This is a genomic window from Veillonella sp. LMAG:90, assembly GCF_008679445.1.
In the GTDB taxonomy this organism is placed as follows: Bacteria; Bacillota; Negativicutes; order Veillonellales; family Veillonellaceae; genus Veillonella_A.
The window spans coordinates 2055165-2071605 of the sequence record NZ_NAND01000001.1 but is presented as its reverse complement, the minus strand read 5'-3'; the positions used below and the strand labels follow the sequence as shown (position 1 = coordinate 2071605).

At 45.9% G+C, this 16441-nt stretch carries 15 protein-coding genes; 14 read left to right on the top strand and 1 reads right to left on the bottom strand.

Annotated features, from left to right (window positions below):
- Positions 1 to 83: 83 nt before the first annotated feature.
- Positions 84 to 1418, bottom strand: coding sequence for a recombinase family protein (locus CCC71_RS09180; RefSeq protein WP_021841320.1), 1335 nt, complete (start codon positions 1416 to 1418; stop codon positions 84 to 86).
- A gap of 248 nt (positions 1419 to 1666) precedes the next feature.
- Between CCC71_RS09180 and CCC71_RS09175 the strand changes: the two genes are divergently transcribed.
- The 14 genes from CCC71_RS09175 (at position 1667) to CCC71_RS09110 (ending at position 16191) form a co-directional block, all read left to right on the top strand.
- On the top strand, positions 1667 to 2467 hold the full coding sequence (locus CCC71_RS09175; RefSeq protein ID WP_296333490.1) for a Cof-type HAD-IIB family hydrolase: 801 nt from the start codon (positions 1667 to 1669) through the stop codon (positions 2465 to 2467).
- A 15-nt stretch (positions 2468 to 2482) separates the two neighbouring features.
- Positions 2483 to 3406, top strand: coding sequence for an RNase adapter RapZ (gene rapZ / locus CCC71_RS09170; RefSeq protein ID WP_021841318.1), 924 nt, complete (start codon positions 2483 to 2485; stop codon positions 3404 to 3406).
- Between the two features lie 34 nt (positions 3407 to 3440).
- A complete protein-coding gene (locus CCC71_RS09165) occupies positions 3441 to 4790 on the top strand; it encodes a gluconeogenesis factor YvcK family protein (protein ID WP_021841317.1) in 1350 nt (449 codons plus the stop codon).
- Between the two features lie 181 nt (positions 4791 to 4971).
- Positions 4972 to 5916 carry a DNA-binding protein WhiA gene (whiA, locus tag CCC71_RS09160; protein WP_021841316.1) on the top strand — a complete coding sequence of 315 codons (945 nt, stop codon included), beginning with the start codon at positions 4972 to 4974 and terminating at the stop codon, positions 5914 to 5916.
- Between the two features lie 17 nt (positions 5917 to 5933).
- The gene (locus CCC71_RS09155) at positions 5934 to 7457 is read left to right on the top strand and encodes a hypothetical protein (RefSeq protein WP_226974589.1); all 1524 of its coding nucleotides are present in this window, start codon (positions 5934 to 5936) and stop codon (positions 7455 to 7457) included.
- A gap of 285 nt (positions 7458 to 7742) precedes the next feature.
- On the top strand, positions 7743 to 8504 hold the full coding sequence (locus CCC71_RS09150) for an energy transducer TonB (RefSeq protein ID WP_021841314.1): 762 nt from the start codon (positions 7743 to 7745) through the stop codon (positions 8502 to 8504).
- A gap of 188 nt (positions 8505 to 8692) precedes the next feature.
- Positions 8693 to 9667, top strand: coding sequence for a helix-turn-helix transcriptional regulator (locus CCC71_RS09145; RefSeq protein WP_021841313.1), 975 nt, complete (start codon positions 8693 to 8695; stop codon positions 9665 to 9667).
- A 254-nt stretch (positions 9668 to 9921) separates the two neighbouring features.
- Entirely contained in the window at positions 9922 to 10536 is a 615-nt protein-coding gene (locus CCC71_RS09140) for a MotA/TolQ/ExbB proton channel family protein (RefSeq protein ID WP_021841312.1), read from the top strand.
- 4 nt (positions 10537 to 10540) lie between these two features.
- On the top strand, positions 10541 to 10942 hold the full coding sequence (locus CCC71_RS09135; RefSeq protein WP_021841311.1) for an ExbD/TolR family protein: 402 nt from the start codon (positions 10541 to 10543) through the stop codon (positions 10940 to 10942).
- A 98-nt stretch (positions 10943 to 11040) separates the two neighbouring features.
- Complete coding sequence (gene hutW / locus CCC71_RS09130; RefSeq protein WP_021841310.1) at positions 11041 to 12711, top strand: heme anaerobic degradation radical SAM methyltransferase ChuW/HutW; 1671 nt, start codon at positions 11041 to 11043, stop codon at positions 12709 to 12711.
- Positions 12708 to 13676 carry an ABC transporter substrate-binding protein gene (locus CCC71_RS09125; RefSeq protein WP_021841309.1) on the top strand — a complete coding sequence of 323 codons (969 nt, stop codon included), beginning with the start codon at positions 12708 to 12710 and terminating at the stop codon, positions 13674 to 13676. Before hutW ends, CCC71_RS09125 begins: the two co-directional genes overlap by 4 nt.
- The gene (locus CCC71_RS09120) at positions 13663 to 14757 is read left to right on the top strand and encodes a FecCD family ABC transporter permease (protein WP_021841308.1); all 1095 of its coding nucleotides are present in this window, start codon (positions 13663 to 13665) and stop codon (positions 14755 to 14757) included. Before CCC71_RS09125 ends, CCC71_RS09120 begins: the two co-directional genes overlap by 14 nt.
- Positions 14754 to 15545, top strand: coding sequence for an ABC transporter ATP-binding protein (locus CCC71_RS09115; RefSeq protein ID WP_021841307.1), 792 nt, complete (start codon positions 14754 to 14756; stop codon positions 15543 to 15545). The genes CCC71_RS09120 and CCC71_RS09115 overlap by 4 nt, the downstream gene beginning before the upstream one ends.
- 130 nt (positions 15546 to 15675) lie before the next feature.
- Positions 15676 to 16191, top strand: a complete 516-nt coding sequence (locus CCC71_RS09110; protein ID WP_021841306.1) for a flavodoxin family protein — start codon at positions 15676 to 15678, stop codon at positions 16189 to 16191.
- Positions 16192 to 16441 lie beyond the last annotated feature (250 nt).

Genomic DNA, 16441 nt, shown 5'->3' with positions numbered 1-16441 from the left:
AAACCGTGAAACAAGTAGTGAATTTTCAATTTAACGTTGAAAAAATTTATCTTAGTGTTTTAAAACTCTTGCCATATTTAATTTTAATTGTTACTGAATTTTAAAGCATAGTTTTCATTGAGTTGTACGTTTTCAATAGGTATTACATAGTTTGTTTCTGTAAATAGTTTGTTGTTTTTAGAATCATTTAAAGAAGAATCTTTTAATAATGCTGAAAGTAGTTTTGCATTTAATTTCTGTGTTGCTGTAGGATTTAACAAGTTCGAACTTCGAGACGATATAGCAGGGAGTAGTACGGATTTCAGTAAAAAATGCCAATACTGATATTTACCGACAAGTGACCATTTCTGATAATCCTTATGGCACTGTAAATATAGCTGTAATATCGATGAAGAAAGATAAGGGGCGGACGTTTTAATAAGTTGCGGTATAGCCACCAATAGTGCACCTTCTATTTGAGGTTCTTTATATAGCGCTTTATTGCCACAAATATCGGAGTGATTAATGGATTGAGGGCATTGATAGTACACATAAATTTTATCTTTGTACCGTCGTCGCATACCGACTAAACGGTGGTGACATGAGGGGCATCGAAGCAGTCCCTTAAAAAGATATGGTTCGCTTAATTCCTTGGCTGAGAAGGATGCTCCATGATGGCGTGGTCTTTTTAACTCCTGTTGAACTGCCGAAAAGGTATCTTGAGAAATAATTGGAGGGGCATAATTATCAATTCCATAAAAACGCCCCATATACTTTTCATTACGCAATAATTGGGTAATGGTAGGATAGGCACGAACGATGCCATGTTTTTCAGCTAAATAAATCATGGTTTGTCGAATTGATTTAGTTTTTAAATAATAATTGAAAACATCACGGATAATAGGTGCTTTTTCATCGGGAACGATATGTTTATCTTTGATAGAATAACCTAAAGGCAATTTGCCGGAGATAACTTCACCTCGTTTAATTTTATCGGCAAATACGAAATTGATTCGCTCCGAAGTAGTGTCCGATTCATTTTGAGCAATGGATAGCTTAATGTTAAGGTAGAGACGACCTTGAGCCGTATTTGTATTGTAATCTTCCTCCGTTGTTTCCCAGACAACATTATATTTATCCAAAATAGCCTGATAAGTGTAAAAATCGGAAACATTACGAAACCATCGATCCAGCTTAATAAATAAGATACAGTCGATTCGACCGGCCTGAACATCTTGTAACATTCGGGCAAACTCTTTACGGCGACCGGGGCGACTGCGGGCTGAAATGCCCTCATCGCGATAACACTCCACAATTTGATAATTATGCTCCAAGGCATATTGGCGTAGCCTGTTTTCCTGAGCTTGTAAAGAGTAGCCGTTCATAGCTTGTTCTTCGTGAGATACGCGAATGTAAAGTGCTGAACGTTTTGCAGTCATTCATAGTCGCTATTGAGTCATCTATTCAATAGCAATACCTCCTTTCAAGAATAAAGATGAGTACTCAATTAAAATAATCCCTCCTTTCAAAAATAAAATGACTATATAATTATATCGTAACATAAACAGTAGTAAAGATTGATAAAAGTCGAATAACTTCAGCAAATATGGTATACTTAATAATAGCCCCTTAAAATAGATTAGCGGGTTTTAGAGGATAGAATTTAGATCGGATTGTGAGGGTATCTATGACAGATATACGATTATTGGCAATTGATTTAGACGATACATTAGTGAGAGAAGATAATACTATTTCAGACTATACAAGAAGTATTTTGAAAATAGTACAGGCCAAGGGCATTCACATTGTGATTGCCACAGGCCGCATGTACCAGACGGCACGGCCGGTGGGGCTCGCCATGGACATCGGTGATTTGCCTATGATACTTTTCTCCGGCGGGTTGGTGCAACGCATCGAATCAGGTGAAAAGTTATTTGAACAAACGGTAGATGTGTCGGTGGCTAACGAGATTTTGCAATTGGCCAAAACCAATGATTGGTATGTGCAGTCTTATATCGATGATGAATTGCTCGTTCATCATGAAACGGAAGAGTCTCGCATGTATGAAAAAGGTGTCGGTGCCAAGCCGGTATATATCGGTGATGCGGTGTACACTGCACCGAAAGGGCCGAATAAGTTATTGTTTATTGCGCAGCCGCAAAAGATTCTGCACATAGAAGCAAGTTTAAATAAAGAGTTTGCCGACAAAGTGGAAATTGTGCGCAGCAAGCCGAATTTCTTAGAGATTAACAGTATGAATTGCACGAAGGGCAACACCTTGGCTCATATGGTTTCAGAATTAGGGCTGAAACCGGAGCAGGTAGTGGCGTTCGGCAATTCGCAAAACGATATTTCTATGCTGAAATACGCCGGCACGGCGGTAGCCGTGGCGAATGCGGATGATAATGTAAAAGCGGTGGCTCACGAAATATGTCCGTCTAATGAAGATGACGGGGTAGCGCACTGGCTCGAGGAGCATATTTTATAGGAAGGGAGACCTATTGTGGAAGGTACATTCAGATTACTCATTGTGACAGGTATGTCCGGTGCAGGCAAAACACAGGTAATGCAAGCCCTGGAAGATATGGGGTTCTTTTGTGTAGATAATTTGCCGCCCGTTTTAATTCCGAAGTTTAGTAACTTGTGCCGCCAAGCAAGCGACCGTATTAATCAAGTGGCGCTGGTGGTGGATATTCGCGGCGGCCAGTTTTTTGAAAGCTTGTCCGACGCGTTGGCATCACTCAAAGAAATGCAGGTTCCTTATGAAATCGTGTTCATGGATGCTACCGACGAAACGCTGATTCGACGTTACAAAGAAAGTCGTCGCAGTCATCCGTTGGCTCCGGACGGCCGCATTACGGTAGGTCTTAAAAAAGAACGCAAGATTCTTGACTCCATCCGTCCGTTTGTCGATTATATTATCGATACGACGAACATGAAAACGAGCCAGTTGAAGGCGTACTTGCGTCAGAAGTTTTCACAATTGGAAGAAAAGAAACAGGGCATTGCCGTGTCAGTCGTAAGTTTCGGCTTTAAATACGGCATTCCTCTTGATGCGGATATGGTATGGGACGTTCGTTTTTTACCAAATCCGTACTATAATCCGGAATTTCGTCATAAAACGGGCCGTGTACCGCAGGTTAATGAATACATTAATTCCTTCGAGGTGACGGAACAATTTTTGAGTACCATGTTTTCAACTATGGACTTCTTATTGCCTAATTATGAAAAAGAAGGCAAGAGTCAGTTCGTAGTGGCCGTAGGTTGCACCGGTGGTATGCATCGCAGTGTAGCTATGGCGGAAGCGTTGTATAATCATGTACAGACATTAGGCTATCGGGCAACAATTGAGCATCGGGATATGTTTAAAAATAATGTTGAAGAGGATTGCAATCCTCGCGAGGTAACGGCGGCCGAAATCAAATAATTCGGCAGGGTTATCGCTAGATAGGAGAATTCAAATGATACATATGTCAGGATTCCGGTGGCTCACGCCAGGCCTTAAATTAAAACGATGGCTGGTTGTGTTTGGTCTTGGTATGCTGCTCGTAATCATCGGTGTGGCCTTGATGCTTAATTATCAATGGCTGTCATATTTTGAAGATTTATTTTTACAATTTTTATATGAAACGACCGGTTCCTATAACTATACTACGTTGGCGACCGGCGGCTTTATCACCATTTTAGTAGGCATCGTGCTCATGACTATCGGGACCAAGCAGGTAGGTAGCGCGGTGGTGCGAGCCATCATTCCGGCCGATACGGATAAGGTGGGGGACTATATTTTCCAAAATATCCGCATGGCGAAAGGACCGAAAGTCGTTGTTATCGGCGGCGGTACCGGTTTATCTACCTTGTTGCGCGGTTTGAAAACGCACACATCCAATTTGACGGCCATCGTAACGGTAGCCGATGACGGCGGTTCGTCCGGTCGTTTGCGTGAAGACTTCCAGATGATTGCACCGGGCGATTTGCGTAACTGCTTAGTGGCCTTGGCGGAAAAAGAAGGCCTCATGGAACAGCTGTTCCGTTATCGTTTCGGCGGTGAAGGCGATTTGGCGGGTCATAGTTTCGGCAACTTATTCTTAACTGCGTTGACGCAGATTCTTGATGAAGATGTGGATAAGGCGCTTGACGCATCCAGTAAGATTTTGAAGGTGCGCGGCCGTGTTATTCCGGCGTCCACGCAGAATATTGTGCTCATGGCGGAAATGGAAGACGGTTCCATTGTAGCCGGTGAAAGTCAGATTCCGACTGTGCAAAAACGTATTAAACGTGTTTTCACAGAACCTGCTTTACCGCAACCGCAGGGTGCAGCTTTGCAAGCTATCGATGAAGCGGATGCTATTATTTTGGGACCGGGCAGCTTGTACACAAGTATTATGCCAAACCTTTTGATTGATAAAATTGCAGAGCATATTAAGGCTTCCAAGGCACCAAAAATTTATATTTGTAATGTTATGACTCAGCCGGGTGAGACGGACGGTTATACAGCGGCCGCTCATGTGGCCGCCTTGCAACGCTTGGCCGGTCAAGGCATTGTCGATACGGCTATTGTCAATGATGTGCCGTTTGACGAAGCAGTTATCGAGAAGTATAAAGCAGTAGGCGCCGAACCGGTGAAGGTGGATACGGATAAATTGGCAGGCCTTGGGGTGCGTACGGTGCGTGCCGGTCTTATTCAGCATCCGGAAACGGCTGTTCATGATCCGGAACGTCTCGGTAAGATTGTAATGGATGTTATTTACGCCATGCAGTCCGGTTTAGAGCCGCATATTTTGGAATATTATTTAAAACGCGAAGACCGTTAATCACCGATAACTCTTAAAGACATTTGTGTGATTGATACTAACTCTTGAAAATATTGATGTAATTGGTGCGGCTGATGCGGTTGATGCGGTTACTGCGATTTTAGTTAGATTTTGTATTAAATAAGGCGTAAGCCTGCTGCTGTCTTACCGGCAGTTTTGAGAGAAGAGAAGGGAGGCACCTATGTCGTTTGCAGAAGATGTAAAAAACGAACTGTGTCAGTATAAGAATGAAGACAGTTTGTCTGCCAAAGTAGAAGCCTCTTGTTTGTTACGCATGGGTGGTTCATTGTTATTGGGCAGTCAGGGCCGTGTAGGCATTCGTTTGGCGACGGCGAATAATGCGGTAGCTCGGCGTGTATTGTCTATTTTACGCGCTCATTATGCGTTGCATACGTCAGTCCTCATTCGCCGCGGTTTAAATTTACGCAAAAAGAATGTGTATACCTTAACCGTAGAGCCAACCGTTGAAGGCCGTGAGGCTTTGGAAGATATGGCGTTATGGCCCATGGATACGGCGTTACCGGCGGAGTGGCTGACAACCATGGAAGGACGGCGTGCCTTTTTGCGCGGTGCTTTTTTAGGGGGCGGTTCCGTCAATAAACCGGAAAGTGATTACCATTTGGAGTTTATGACGAGTAATCAGCATTTTGCCGATGAAATTGTGCGCGTACTGCGACTCTTTCATATCGTGGCGCGGGTAACGGAGCGTAAAGATTCCTATGTGGTGTATATTAAAGAAGGCGATGCTGTAACAGATTGTCTACAAATCATGGGGGCTCAGTCAGCCCTTATGGAATTTGAAACGGTGCGTGTTGTCAAAACGGTGCGCAATCAGATTAATCGGCAGGTTAATTGTGAAACGGCTAATTTGCAAAAAACGGTAAATGCCGCCGTGCGTCAGCTCGAGAGCATTCGTATCATCGAGCGACACCAAGAGCTTAGCGATTTGCCGCCGAAGTTATTGGAGGTGGCGATGGTGCGCTTGGATAATCCGGACGCCAGTTTAGGGGAATTGGTTGATCTTTTGGGCGGCCATATTTCTAAATCCGGCGTAGGCCATCGCTTCCGTAAATTGGAACAATTAGCACTGTCTTATGAGCCTATGGGGCTTGAAGAATTTATGTAGGAAAGAGGAATAATTCAGTGAAATTATTACGCAATAAATATAGATGGTTAGCCATCTTAGTAGCGTTATGGACACGCGGCGTAGGCTTTGTAATCGGGGCACCGCCGGAAACGGTGGACTTCAAAACTACAAGCTTTACGCCATTGCCCGTAGTTTTGACGGAAGAAAAAGACACATTGATTTTTTCTGACAGTCCTGAATATGTAAATAAAAGCGGTGTATTGGCGGCCGGTACGGTTAACGGCACGGGTCGTGTGTATTTCTACCATGTTAATGAAATGAAAGAACCACAAAAAATCGCTATTGTACTGGAAAATACATCAAAAAAGAATGTGGAAGTGACGGTTCACCGTGAGATCTTTGCAGAACCGAATCGTGAATATTTTGTAGTGGGCAGTGAATTGTCACGGGAAGATTTGGATGCTCCATACGTGGGCACGAATCGTCAATGGCAACCGGCCGCTCAACGGGAACGTTCGGCAAAGGCAGCCGGTGTACCGGTGCCGACAGTAACCGCAAAGAAGGATACGATTGAACAAATTGCCGATACCGCCACGACCGATAAATCAACGGTCGGTACAGCCGTAGCAAATACAGCGACAGCTAATGTCGTCACGGCCAATACAAGTGGCGCGATTGAGAAGATGGCCGTAGCCGGCCAAAGAGGTGACGATGAGGCTGTCATAGTAGGCGATGACGTAGTGGGCAAACAGCGTGAACAGGCGGTAAAGGCTTGGCGTACAGAAGTTCGTCAGCAGGCTCAGGCTGAGGCTAAATTAAAGCCCACCGTGCTTGATACGGTGACGTTGGCGCCGGGTGGCAAACAAGCGTTCTTTTCAAAACTCGATAAAATCCCGATTCCGCAGGATGACTTGTTCTCCGGGATTTTTGACTTTACGTCTACCGGTCCGGTGTACGTAAAAGTTATGATGTTGCCATTTGAAACGCCGGCTTTGGGCGGTTCTTTGATGGCGGAAACTTTGCCTATGGATGAAGTGGCTTTGCGTGGTACCTATGTGGGCGCTCAGCGTCGTTTGACCTTGATGCAACCGTTTGACAGTTCCTTGGGACCTGTGTCCGTTATGGTGGCCAATGACCGTGAAGATCCCTTCGTGGAAGGCGTTGATGAATTGACACCAAATGCACCTTCCAATGCTTCAGGTACCGGAAGTGCTGCCGGTGTTGCCGGTGCTACAGGTGATATAAGCACCGCTACGGCGGTAAGCGGAACGGCCGTAACGAATCGCGGTAATTACGGTGTGAGCTATGAAGTGACGATTCCCACTATGGGCAATCGAGATTTTGCCCTTTATATTAACCCTTTGGGCGGGGCTTATGCCGGTTCCTTTAAGGTAACGTATGACGGCCAATCGGAAATTTATAATGTACCGACGGGGGCGCGCTTATTTTTAGGTAATAATACGACGGAAGACAGCCAGTATTTTAATACGTATAAAGCGGGTAAATTATTGACGATTCAATTTATTCCGGCCGGGGCGTCGAATTTGCCGATTCAGTTCTTATTGGTGCCACAGGCATAATTACAGGCAAAGTTAAGATTGCGCTGAATAGTGGCTTTGTACTAGTTGCAAAGTAGAATAAATTTATTCAAGTGAGAGCGATGTATTTTGCTCTCACTTTTTGCTTTATACCGCAAGCTTACCTGTAAATTGAAATTAAATGTCTTTTTGGAGCAGAACTCAGAACATGTCCCTGTTATTATTAACTTATTGAGTAATATTCTCATAATTCCTAAAGGTAAAAAATGATCTAAATTTTGATTTAGATAGGATTAGACTTAGGATTTATCGTATAAGGTGGTAATTATGGAACAGGTATTTGTATGGCGTAAAGCCGTCATCGGCTCGCTTGGTTTTCATATAATAGCTGCTGTCGCTTTAGGCGTTATCGGCTATCACATGAGCCAAATGGCGGCAGCCGAGGCGTATGAAATTGATTTATCGATTCCTGTGGCGCAGGAAGAGACTATAGTGAAACAAGTAGAGTTTCCCAAACCCTTAGCCGTAGAGGATGTGAGTCAGCGTGTAGCCGCGGTGAGTCAAACTACGAATCCGGCAGCCGGCGGTTATGGCGGCGGGACACCGTCAGAAACACCGCAAGCGGTGGCACCGGCCTCGATAGTAGCGCCCGGCAGCGGTACATTGGATATACCGGGAGCTCACGAAGGTACTGCTACATCATTTGACGGTATCGGTCAAGGGGCGAATGAAGCGGGTGGTCCCGTTGGCGAAGGCCTTGGTAATGGTGAAGGTGCCGGTGTCGGGAACGGCACAGAAGAAGGCGTAGCTCCCGGTGAGCCCTTTGATATGGATGGTTTTTGGAGTGCCGTCAATGCCAATAAATCGTATCCGCCCATGGCTGTAAGGCGTAATATTGAAGGCGATGTGACGGTACAGGTCACTTTGGACAGCGGGGGTAATTTGGTAGCGGCAGATGTAATATCTTCAACTAATTCGTTGCTTGCCGATGCGGCGTTGAAGGCTGTGTATAATGCCACGCCATATAACAACCCGACCGGTGAAAGTGTCACGGTGAATGTGCCGATTAGTTTTCGCTTGACAAACTAACATAATTTATTTAAGATTAATTCTCAAGTATAGAATTAAGGATCCATTTAGTTTAGATGGAGAATACCAAAGCAATTCATTGATATTTAGAGTAAAGACCTTTCTGTAAGTACAGATTTTGTATAGCCTCAAAGCAGGTATACAGTTTGTACTGACAGAAAGGTCTTTTTTTGCATTTTGGAGGAAATATGCAGTTAGTAGAATCGATTAGGGATAAAATGCAGGATTCCGGCACACGTTTGCTCGAGATTCTGCACAATCGTAAAGTATATGAGCGCAAGGATGAAAACGGGTATGCCCGCATGATTAGTCAGCCCGTATTTGACGGTATTGACATCGTCTACAACGATGTCGTGATGGAGCGAATTACCCATAATGCCAAGCCCATGTCCGGTTTGTTTGAGATTCATTTTTGCCAAGACGGGCGCATTGAATGCTCTTTTGAAAACGGCAAATGCCTGTACATGAATGGCGGCGATATTTCGTTGGGCTGGAAAACGTGCAGTACCTTTCGCCATAGTTCGTATTTTCCGACCGGTTTTTACAAAGGTTTGTCGCTCGCCGTATATGTGCCGAAGGCTCAGGCGGCGGTGGATGCCTTTGTGGGCAAAAACAGTATTGACCTTGAAGAAGTGTGCAATCGTTTCTGCACGGCTAACGGTGTGGGGCTGGTGAAGGATACGGGCCGCTTAAAAGAGCTTTTTATGGATCTCTATAATGTGCCGGATGTACTGCCGGAAGTGTATTTGCGCGTGAAATGTGTGGAGATTTTTGTATTGCTTGGCACATTGACGTGTGAGTCGGGAGATGAGCATATCTATTTCGAGCGTGCTCAAGTGGAAACGATTAAGCGGATTCATGATGAAATTTATAACGACCTCGGTAATCATCACACCATTGAAGCCTTGGCGAATCGTCATCGTATTTCTATGACAGCTTTAAAACGTTGTTTTAAAGCGGTGTACGGCATTACGATTTACCAATATGTGAAGCGTTGTCGTATGAACTTTGCCGCTAAAGATTTGGTGAATACCAATGACGCAATTTTGGAGATAGCCAATCGTTGGGGTTATGAAAACGGCAGCAAATTTTCTTCTGCTTTTAAGCAAATTATGGGCTGTAATCCCCGTGAATATCGGGTAAAAAATAAAATGCTCAATTAAGGTAAGTGTAATAAATATATTGATTCATCGGAGAATTAATTGACTTGCGATTTTAAATTGCTTTACTTAATGAGTTAAATTTATTTCGAATATTTACTAAATTAGTCATATAAATAAGTTGATTAAATGTCTAAACGGATTGGTTTGGGCGTTTTGGGGTAGTTTACTGAAATTAAGATTTGTTATCATTTAATGTATAGCGAATTGGTATAGTCAGCTGAATTCGCTTGCTAGGGCTTAAGGAGGCCATTATAATGGAAGGTATAAACTATATCGTTAATTTATTTGTCACCGGTGGTTTGGTTATGTACCCTTTGTTGGCATTATCGCTAATAACCGTGGCTATCGGGATAGAGCGCTGGTATTTTTTCAGATTGAATACGAAAGGCGGTCGCGGTTTTTCACATGGCGTGTATCACAGTGCCAAAGCCGGCAATTGGCGTGAAATCGATGAGCTTTGTCAGCAGTATCCGTTGTCTATCAGTCGCGTAGTGCATGCCGGTTGCAGTAATCGAGAATCAGAGCAAAGTATGAAAAATGCCTTTATGGAGCAAATGACGTTTGAAACGTCGTCTTTCAAACGGTATTTGGATTATTTAAGTGCTATCGTTACGGTGGCTCCGTTATTGGGCCTGTTGGGGACGGTTACGGGCATGATCGGTACTTTTGGTGTCCTCGATAACGGCGGCGGTGCGGCGGCGATTACGGGTGGTATCGGGGAAGCCTTGATTGCAACGGCCACAGGCCTTTGCGTAGCTATTATCGCCTTTGCCATTTATACCTATTTCAGCCATCGCTTGGATCAGTTTGTGATTCGTTCCGAAGAATTGTGTTTAACCATGGTGAATGCCATGAAAAAGGAATGGTGATACTATGTTCAAGCAATTTGGATTGAAACAAAAGCCCATGTTCATGATTATTCCCATGATTGATATTATTTTCTTTTTACTCGTATTTTTTATGATGAACAGCTTGCAAACGGTAGCGCAAAAGTCGCTCGATGTGCAACTCCCGGTAGCTCAGGCGGCGGTGCAACAAAAGCATGTGCCGGTTATTATTACCTTGGATACGGCGGGTCATATCGTAATCGACGGGAAGCCGCTCAGTTTGACCGATGCTAAAGAGGTACTGGTGACTAAGCAGGAAGCCAATCCAGCGGTGGCCGTAGTGCTTCAGGCCGATGCTCATTCGGCTCACGGTCAAGTGGTAGCTATTATGGACCTGGTGCGCAGTGCGGGGATTAAAAAATTCTCCATCGGTGCCACCAATAAATAAGTAGAATTCATACGGTGAAAAACGTATTGGAGTCGGCATAAGCGGGCAAGCAGAGCTGTGAAGGCATAGCCTCTTAAAGTTATGGAAAGGATTTGTATATGATGAAACCGGAAGAGTTATTTGCGAAGATGTCCCCCGAAGAGCGATTGATGCAATTGGGGCGGGCTACGGATAATCCGTTGATGGAGGCCTTTGATGCGAAGCGCGTCGTTCATGCCGGTCTCAACGGTCGTCCTTTAAGCCCTGAAGAAGCGCAACAAACATGGCAAAAGGTCATGGCAACGGAGCCGGTTAAAGGACAATTGCAATCGGCGTATATTCACATTCCGTTTTGCCAGACGAAGTGCCTGTACTGCGGTTTTTTTCAAAACGCGGCCAATCAGTCTGCTGAGGACCGTTATATAGATTTATTGATTCAGGATTTAGAAAGTGATGCCACGCAGCGTCGCTTAAAAGACGGCTTAATTCAGACCGTATTTATCGGCGGGGGCACACCGACGTCGTTATCGGCAACCAATGCGGCTCGTTTGTTGCAGGCCATTAAAAAATGCTTGCCACTGGCCAATGATTACGAATTAACCTTGGAAGGGCGCATTAATGATGTGGTGCCGGAGAAAATGGAGGCCTGGTTTGCCAACGGTGTGAATCGCATGTCGCTGGGCGTACAGTCTTTTCACACGAAGATTCGTCGTCAATTGGGACGCCTTGATGATCAAGAGACCATCTTAGAGCGACTGCGTCAATTAAAAGAGTACAATCAATGTGCCTTGGTGGTCGACTTAATCTACGGTTTGCCGGATCAGACGCCTGAAAAATGGCAGGAAGATTTGGAGCTGTTGGAAGCGGCACCAATCGACGGGATGGATTTGTATCAGCTCAATGTGTTTGAAAACAGTGATTTGAATACGGCTATCAAGAACGGCAAAGTATCGCCGGCGGCGACAACTCGTGAACAGGCGGCCATGTTTGCCCAAGCGCGTGCATTTGTTGATTCGTATAATTATCGTCGCCTCAGTGCCGCTCATTGGAGCCGTTCGTCCCGTGAACGCAGCTTATATAACACCATGGCTAAACGCGGTTATCCCATGTTTCCGTTCGGCTGTGGCGCCGGCGGTAATGTGGGTGGCTACATGACGATGCTTCATCGTTCGTTGGGCGCTTATGAGCACATGGTTGAAGCGGGTCAAAAACCGTTCATGGTGCTTATGAAGCAATCACCATTACAGGAAGTGGCCAATATCATCGTTGATCAACTGGAGCATTGTTATTTTGACTTGAAGCCGTTAGTGGCTTACGATGAACGTTTGGCCGAGCTTACCTGGCTCTATGATTTGTGGCGTGAACGAGGGCTCGTTGAACATAACGGCATTATGTATAAATTAACTTTGGCCGGTGAATTCTGGCATGTGAATTTGACACAAACAACGATTGAGTTGGCGCAGTATTTACTGACTGGCGAATCGAGTATGTCCCACGAACGCATTGCGGCCCAAAATGCACCGGGTAAACCGGCCGGCCACCCCGGTGGCGTACCAAAAGGCCATCCCGGTGGCATGCCAAAAGGTCATCCGGGGGGAATCCCTAAAGGTCATCCGACCGGTGTATCACAGGGAAATCCGGGTCATCCGACCGGCATTGCTAAGAAATCGGCACATGCTATGACCGAACCGGAAGGGATGATAAAGGGTCACATGGGCAGTATGATTAAGGAACAACCGCCGGGCATCCATGTGGTGCGTGGCGCCAAAGGAAATGAGGTGTCCGGTTGAAACGATACGTATTGATTCCGGTGACCATCGTAGTCTTGTGCGTTGTAGCGTTGACAAGTTGGATTTCCCTGACTCATGAGGATAACACCAAGATACCGATGCGCACGGTGACGGATGCAACCGGCACCGAAGTAGTGATTCCGCAACATCCGAAGCGCGTCGTTATTTTGAACTCCGCCAATTTAGACATGTATTATGCCGTTGGCGGCACTGTAGTCGGTAAGCCTACTTCGTCGTATATTTCTAAAGAAATAAGGGAAAAGACGAAGGATGTGCCCGCCGTGGGCACTCTTCACAGCCCCAGCGTGGAGGCCATTATCGGGCTTCATCCGGACCTTGTTATCGGTATAAATGTACCGTTTAACACGAATTTACGGGATATTCTCGCCCAGGCGGATATTCCGTTATACATTAATGATTTAGACACCTATGACGATGTGGTGACGACGCTGACATTTTTCGGTGAACTCACCAATCAGCCGGATGTTGCGAAAGCAACGGCTGACAAAGCAATGGCGAATTATAATAAACTTGTTGATGATGCTAAAAAACAAAAGGGACCGCGCAGCCTTATTATTTTCGGCGCCCCCGGCAGTTTCAGCATGGCCACAAGTAAAGCCTTCAGCGGTAATTTATTAGAACTCTTGGGCGGGCATAATATAGCCGATATGGCGACCGGCCTTGACGGCGATTATGTGCCGCTCAGCATGGAGTATGTGGTGAAAACCGATCCGGAAGTTATCTTTTTTATCAGTATGTCGCCTAAATCGGACAGCGTTAATGTATTTAAACGTGAGATGCTTGAGAGCTCGGCCTGGGCTGATGTAAGTGCTGTTAAAACACAGCGGATTTATTACTTGTCCGGTGGCTTGTTTGCGGCAAACCCGGGCACGCGCATCAGTGAGGCGCTCACCATTATGTATGATGATTTATACGGAAAGGAGGCGGCACATGACGAACCGTAACGCGCCGGCCGGCACATCAACACCAATAAAAGCTCAAGAACGAGCCATAAACGGGCAAACGGCGGTGACTTCGAAACAAACTCAAAAGTACCATGATTCGCGGCAACGTAAACGCCGCCTGACATATCTTATAGCCGGCCTATTCTTAGTATTTGTGGTTATTACCGGCTTTATGTATGGCGCCGTGCCTATTACTTGGCAGGAACTGTTAGCTGTAATGCAGGGGCAGGGAACGGCGGATACAGAGCGTATCCTATATTATTTGCGCTTGCCCCGCGTGATTGCAGCCGCCTTGGTAGGCATGAATTTAGCCTTAGCCGGCTGTATTTTGCAAGGTGTATTGCATAATCCGTTGGCGGACCCCGGGATTATCGGCGTAACGGCCGGTGCCGGTGTGGCGGCCATGGCGGTTATGATTTTGGCGCCGGCCTTGACGGCGTGGGTGCCGTTAGCCGCTTTTGTAGGTGCTTTGGTGGCCTTAGCGGTTGTATTCATCCTGGCTTGGGACCGCGGTATTAATCCCTTGCGACTTATCTTAGCCGGTGTGGCCGTGGCGGCCTTTTTCGGGGGCGGTACGACGGCGTTATCCGTTATGTTCCCTGATCGAATTCAGGGCGTAGTTAACTGGTTGGCCGGCGGCTTTGCCGGTGCCCGTTGGACCTATGTGTGGATTGTTTTGCCATACAGCATTATCGGTTTGGTAGGGGCCCTTTGGAACTACCGTAAACTCAATGCGTTGCAAATGGGCGAAGAAGTGGCCCTGTCACTGGGCATTAATTTGAAAAAAACGCGTATCATTTTAGTACTTTTGGCGGCGATTTTAGCGGCCGCTTCCGTAAGTGTGGCAGGCTTACTCGGTTTTGTAGGCTTAATTGTACCGCATTTGATGCGCTTGGTTGTGGGTTCGGACTTTGAGTACTTATTGCCCGCATCGGCTGTATTCGGGGCCGGCCTATTGGTTGGTGCCGATACATTTGCCCGCACGATTTTCAGCCCCGCTGAAATTCCCGTAGGTATTTTCTTATCCTTCTTGGGTGCACCGTTCTTCTTATACTTATTGAAACGGAGGAGCCGCGCATGACAAGAACATTAGTTATGAAAAACGGCCGTATCGGTTACGATACGCGGGCTGTGGGTGAAAACGTTTCGCTCGTTTTTGACAAACCGGAAATCGTGTCCATTATCGGACCGAACGGCTCCGGTAAGTCGACGGTATTAAAAACTTTGGGCCGTTTGTTGCAGCCCTTGGGCGGTACCGTATACCTTGACGGTAAAGATATTCACAGCATGAATTCGAAAGCGGTGGCCCGTATTATTTCCATGTTGCCGCAATCGGCGCAGGCACCGGCGGATATGACGGTGCGGGATTTGGTCATGTGCGGTCGCTTGCCGTATCAGAATCCCTTCAGTTCGCTCACTACGGAAGACGTGGCGGCGGTGCAAACGGCATTGGAAGAAACGGGCCTCGTGGAATTGCAACATCGTCCCTTAAAAGATTTATCCGGCGGTGAACGGCAACGTGCTTGGCTCGCCATGGCCGTAGCACAGGAGCCGGACATTCTGCTCTTGGATGAACCGACTACCTTCCTCGATGTGCGCTACCAATTGGAGCTCATGAAATTGGTCGTGAAACTTCATCGTACGCGGGGGATTACGGTTATCATGGTCCTTCACGATTTGAATCATGCGGCTCATTTCAGTGACCGCTTGATTGCCGTCAAAAAAGGCAACATCGTGGCGGACGGTCCGGTGGCTGAGATTTTCACAGAACCGGTTCTCAGTGATTTGTACGAAGTGCAGATGGTATTTACCGAACTTAGTATTAATGGCGTAACGCACAATATATGCGTGCCTTATGAAAGTCGGTAGTGTATTAGAGTCGTTGTCGCTTTATTGAGTGCATCGGCATTTACCGCTTACAGAGATAGACGGTATTTACTATGAAAGCAAAAGCGTAGCTTTAGATTTTTCAAAACGGAAACGTTGAAAGGAGATATAGATGAACAGCATTGTTATTTACTCGTCCCGTACAGGGAACACGAAACAAGTAGCGGAAGCAATCGTAGGTGTGTTACCGGAAGGTACGCCTTGTGTGCCGGTAAACGAAGCACCGGCTGATTTGAGCCAATACGACTTGGTTTTCATGGGCTTCTGGGCCGACCAAGGCAATGCAGATAAAGCGGCGCAGGCTGTTTTAAAACGCATCGATAATGAAAAAGTAGCTCTCTTTGCTACGTTAGGTGTACCGCCGATGATGCCCCATGCGAAAGAAACCATGGTAGCCGCTACCGGTCTTTTGCCAAAAGGTCAGGAGCCAATCGGGACTTTCATGTGCCAAGGCAAAGTAGATCCGAAAGTCATCGAAATGATGTTTAAAATCTTCCCGGACGGTCATCCGCACGGACGCAATCCGGAACGTGAAGAACGCCATAAACAGGCGGCATCTCATCCGGATGCTAATGACTTGGCCAATGCAGCCGCATTTGCTAAAGACGTTTTGGCCAAATTAGGCTAATACAATACATATTGAGTGTAATAAATTGACATAATAGGTAAGGACCTAGCTAAACACATATGTGATAGACGGATTAAAGACCCCGAAGCTTCCGTGGCGACCGGGGCTTTGCCGCTATAGTCATTATGGTGCAGACAGGTCCTTTTATTATGTCATTTTTTATACATAGATTTTTAAAAAATATACCGGTAAGTTCTATATATAATTAGGGATTTGTAATGTGCAATTGTGAAATGTGTTGATTTGTGTT

Excerpts from the sequence above, each read along its gene's own strand:
- CCC71_RS09120 (WP_021841308.1), top strand. The coding sequence starts at position 13,663 with ATGACGAACCGTAACGCGCCGGCCGGCACATCAACACCAATAAAAGCT.
- CCC71_RS09175 (WP_296333490.1), top strand. The coding sequence starts at position 1,667 with ATGACAGATATACGATTATTGGCAATTGATTTAGACGATACATTAGTG.
- whiA (WP_021841316.1), top strand. The coding sequence starts at position 4,972 with ATGTCGTTTGCAGAAGATGTAAAAAACGAACTGTGTCAGTATAAGAAT.
- CCC71_RS09110 (WP_021841306.1), top strand. The coding sequence starts at position 15,676 with ATGAACAGCATTGTTATTTACTCGTCCCGTACAGGGAACACGAAACAA.
- CCC71_RS09135 (WP_021841311.1), top strand. The coding sequence starts at position 10,541 with ATGTTCAAGCAATTTGGATTGAAACAAAAGCCCATGTTCATGATTATT.
- hutW (WP_021841310.1), top strand. The coding sequence starts at position 11,041 with ATGATGAAACCGGAAGAGTTATTTGCGAAGATGTCCCCCGAAGAGCGA.
- CCC71_RS09165 (WP_021841317.1), top strand. The coding sequence starts at position 3,441 with ATGATACATATGTCAGGATTCCGGTGGCTCACGCCAGGCCTTAAATTA.
- CCC71_RS09180 (WP_021841320.1), bottom strand. The coding sequence starts at position 1,418 with ATGACTGCAAAACGTTCAGCACTTTACATTCGCGTATCTCACGAAGAA.
- CCC71_RS09150 (WP_021841314.1), top strand. The coding sequence starts at position 7,743 with ATGGAACAGGTATTTGTATGGCGTAAAGCCGTCATCGGCTCGCTTGGT.
- CCC71_RS09115 (WP_021841307.1), top strand. The coding sequence starts at position 14,754 with ATGACAAGAACATTAGTTATGAAAAACGGCCGTATCGGTTACGATACG.
- CCC71_RS09145 (WP_021841313.1), top strand. The coding sequence starts at position 8,693 with ATGCAGTTAGTAGAATCGATTAGGGATAAAATGCAGGATTCCGGCACA.
- CCC71_RS09140 (WP_021841312.1), top strand. The coding sequence starts at position 9,922 with ATGGAAGGTATAAACTATATCGTTAATTTATTTGTCACCGGTGGTTTG.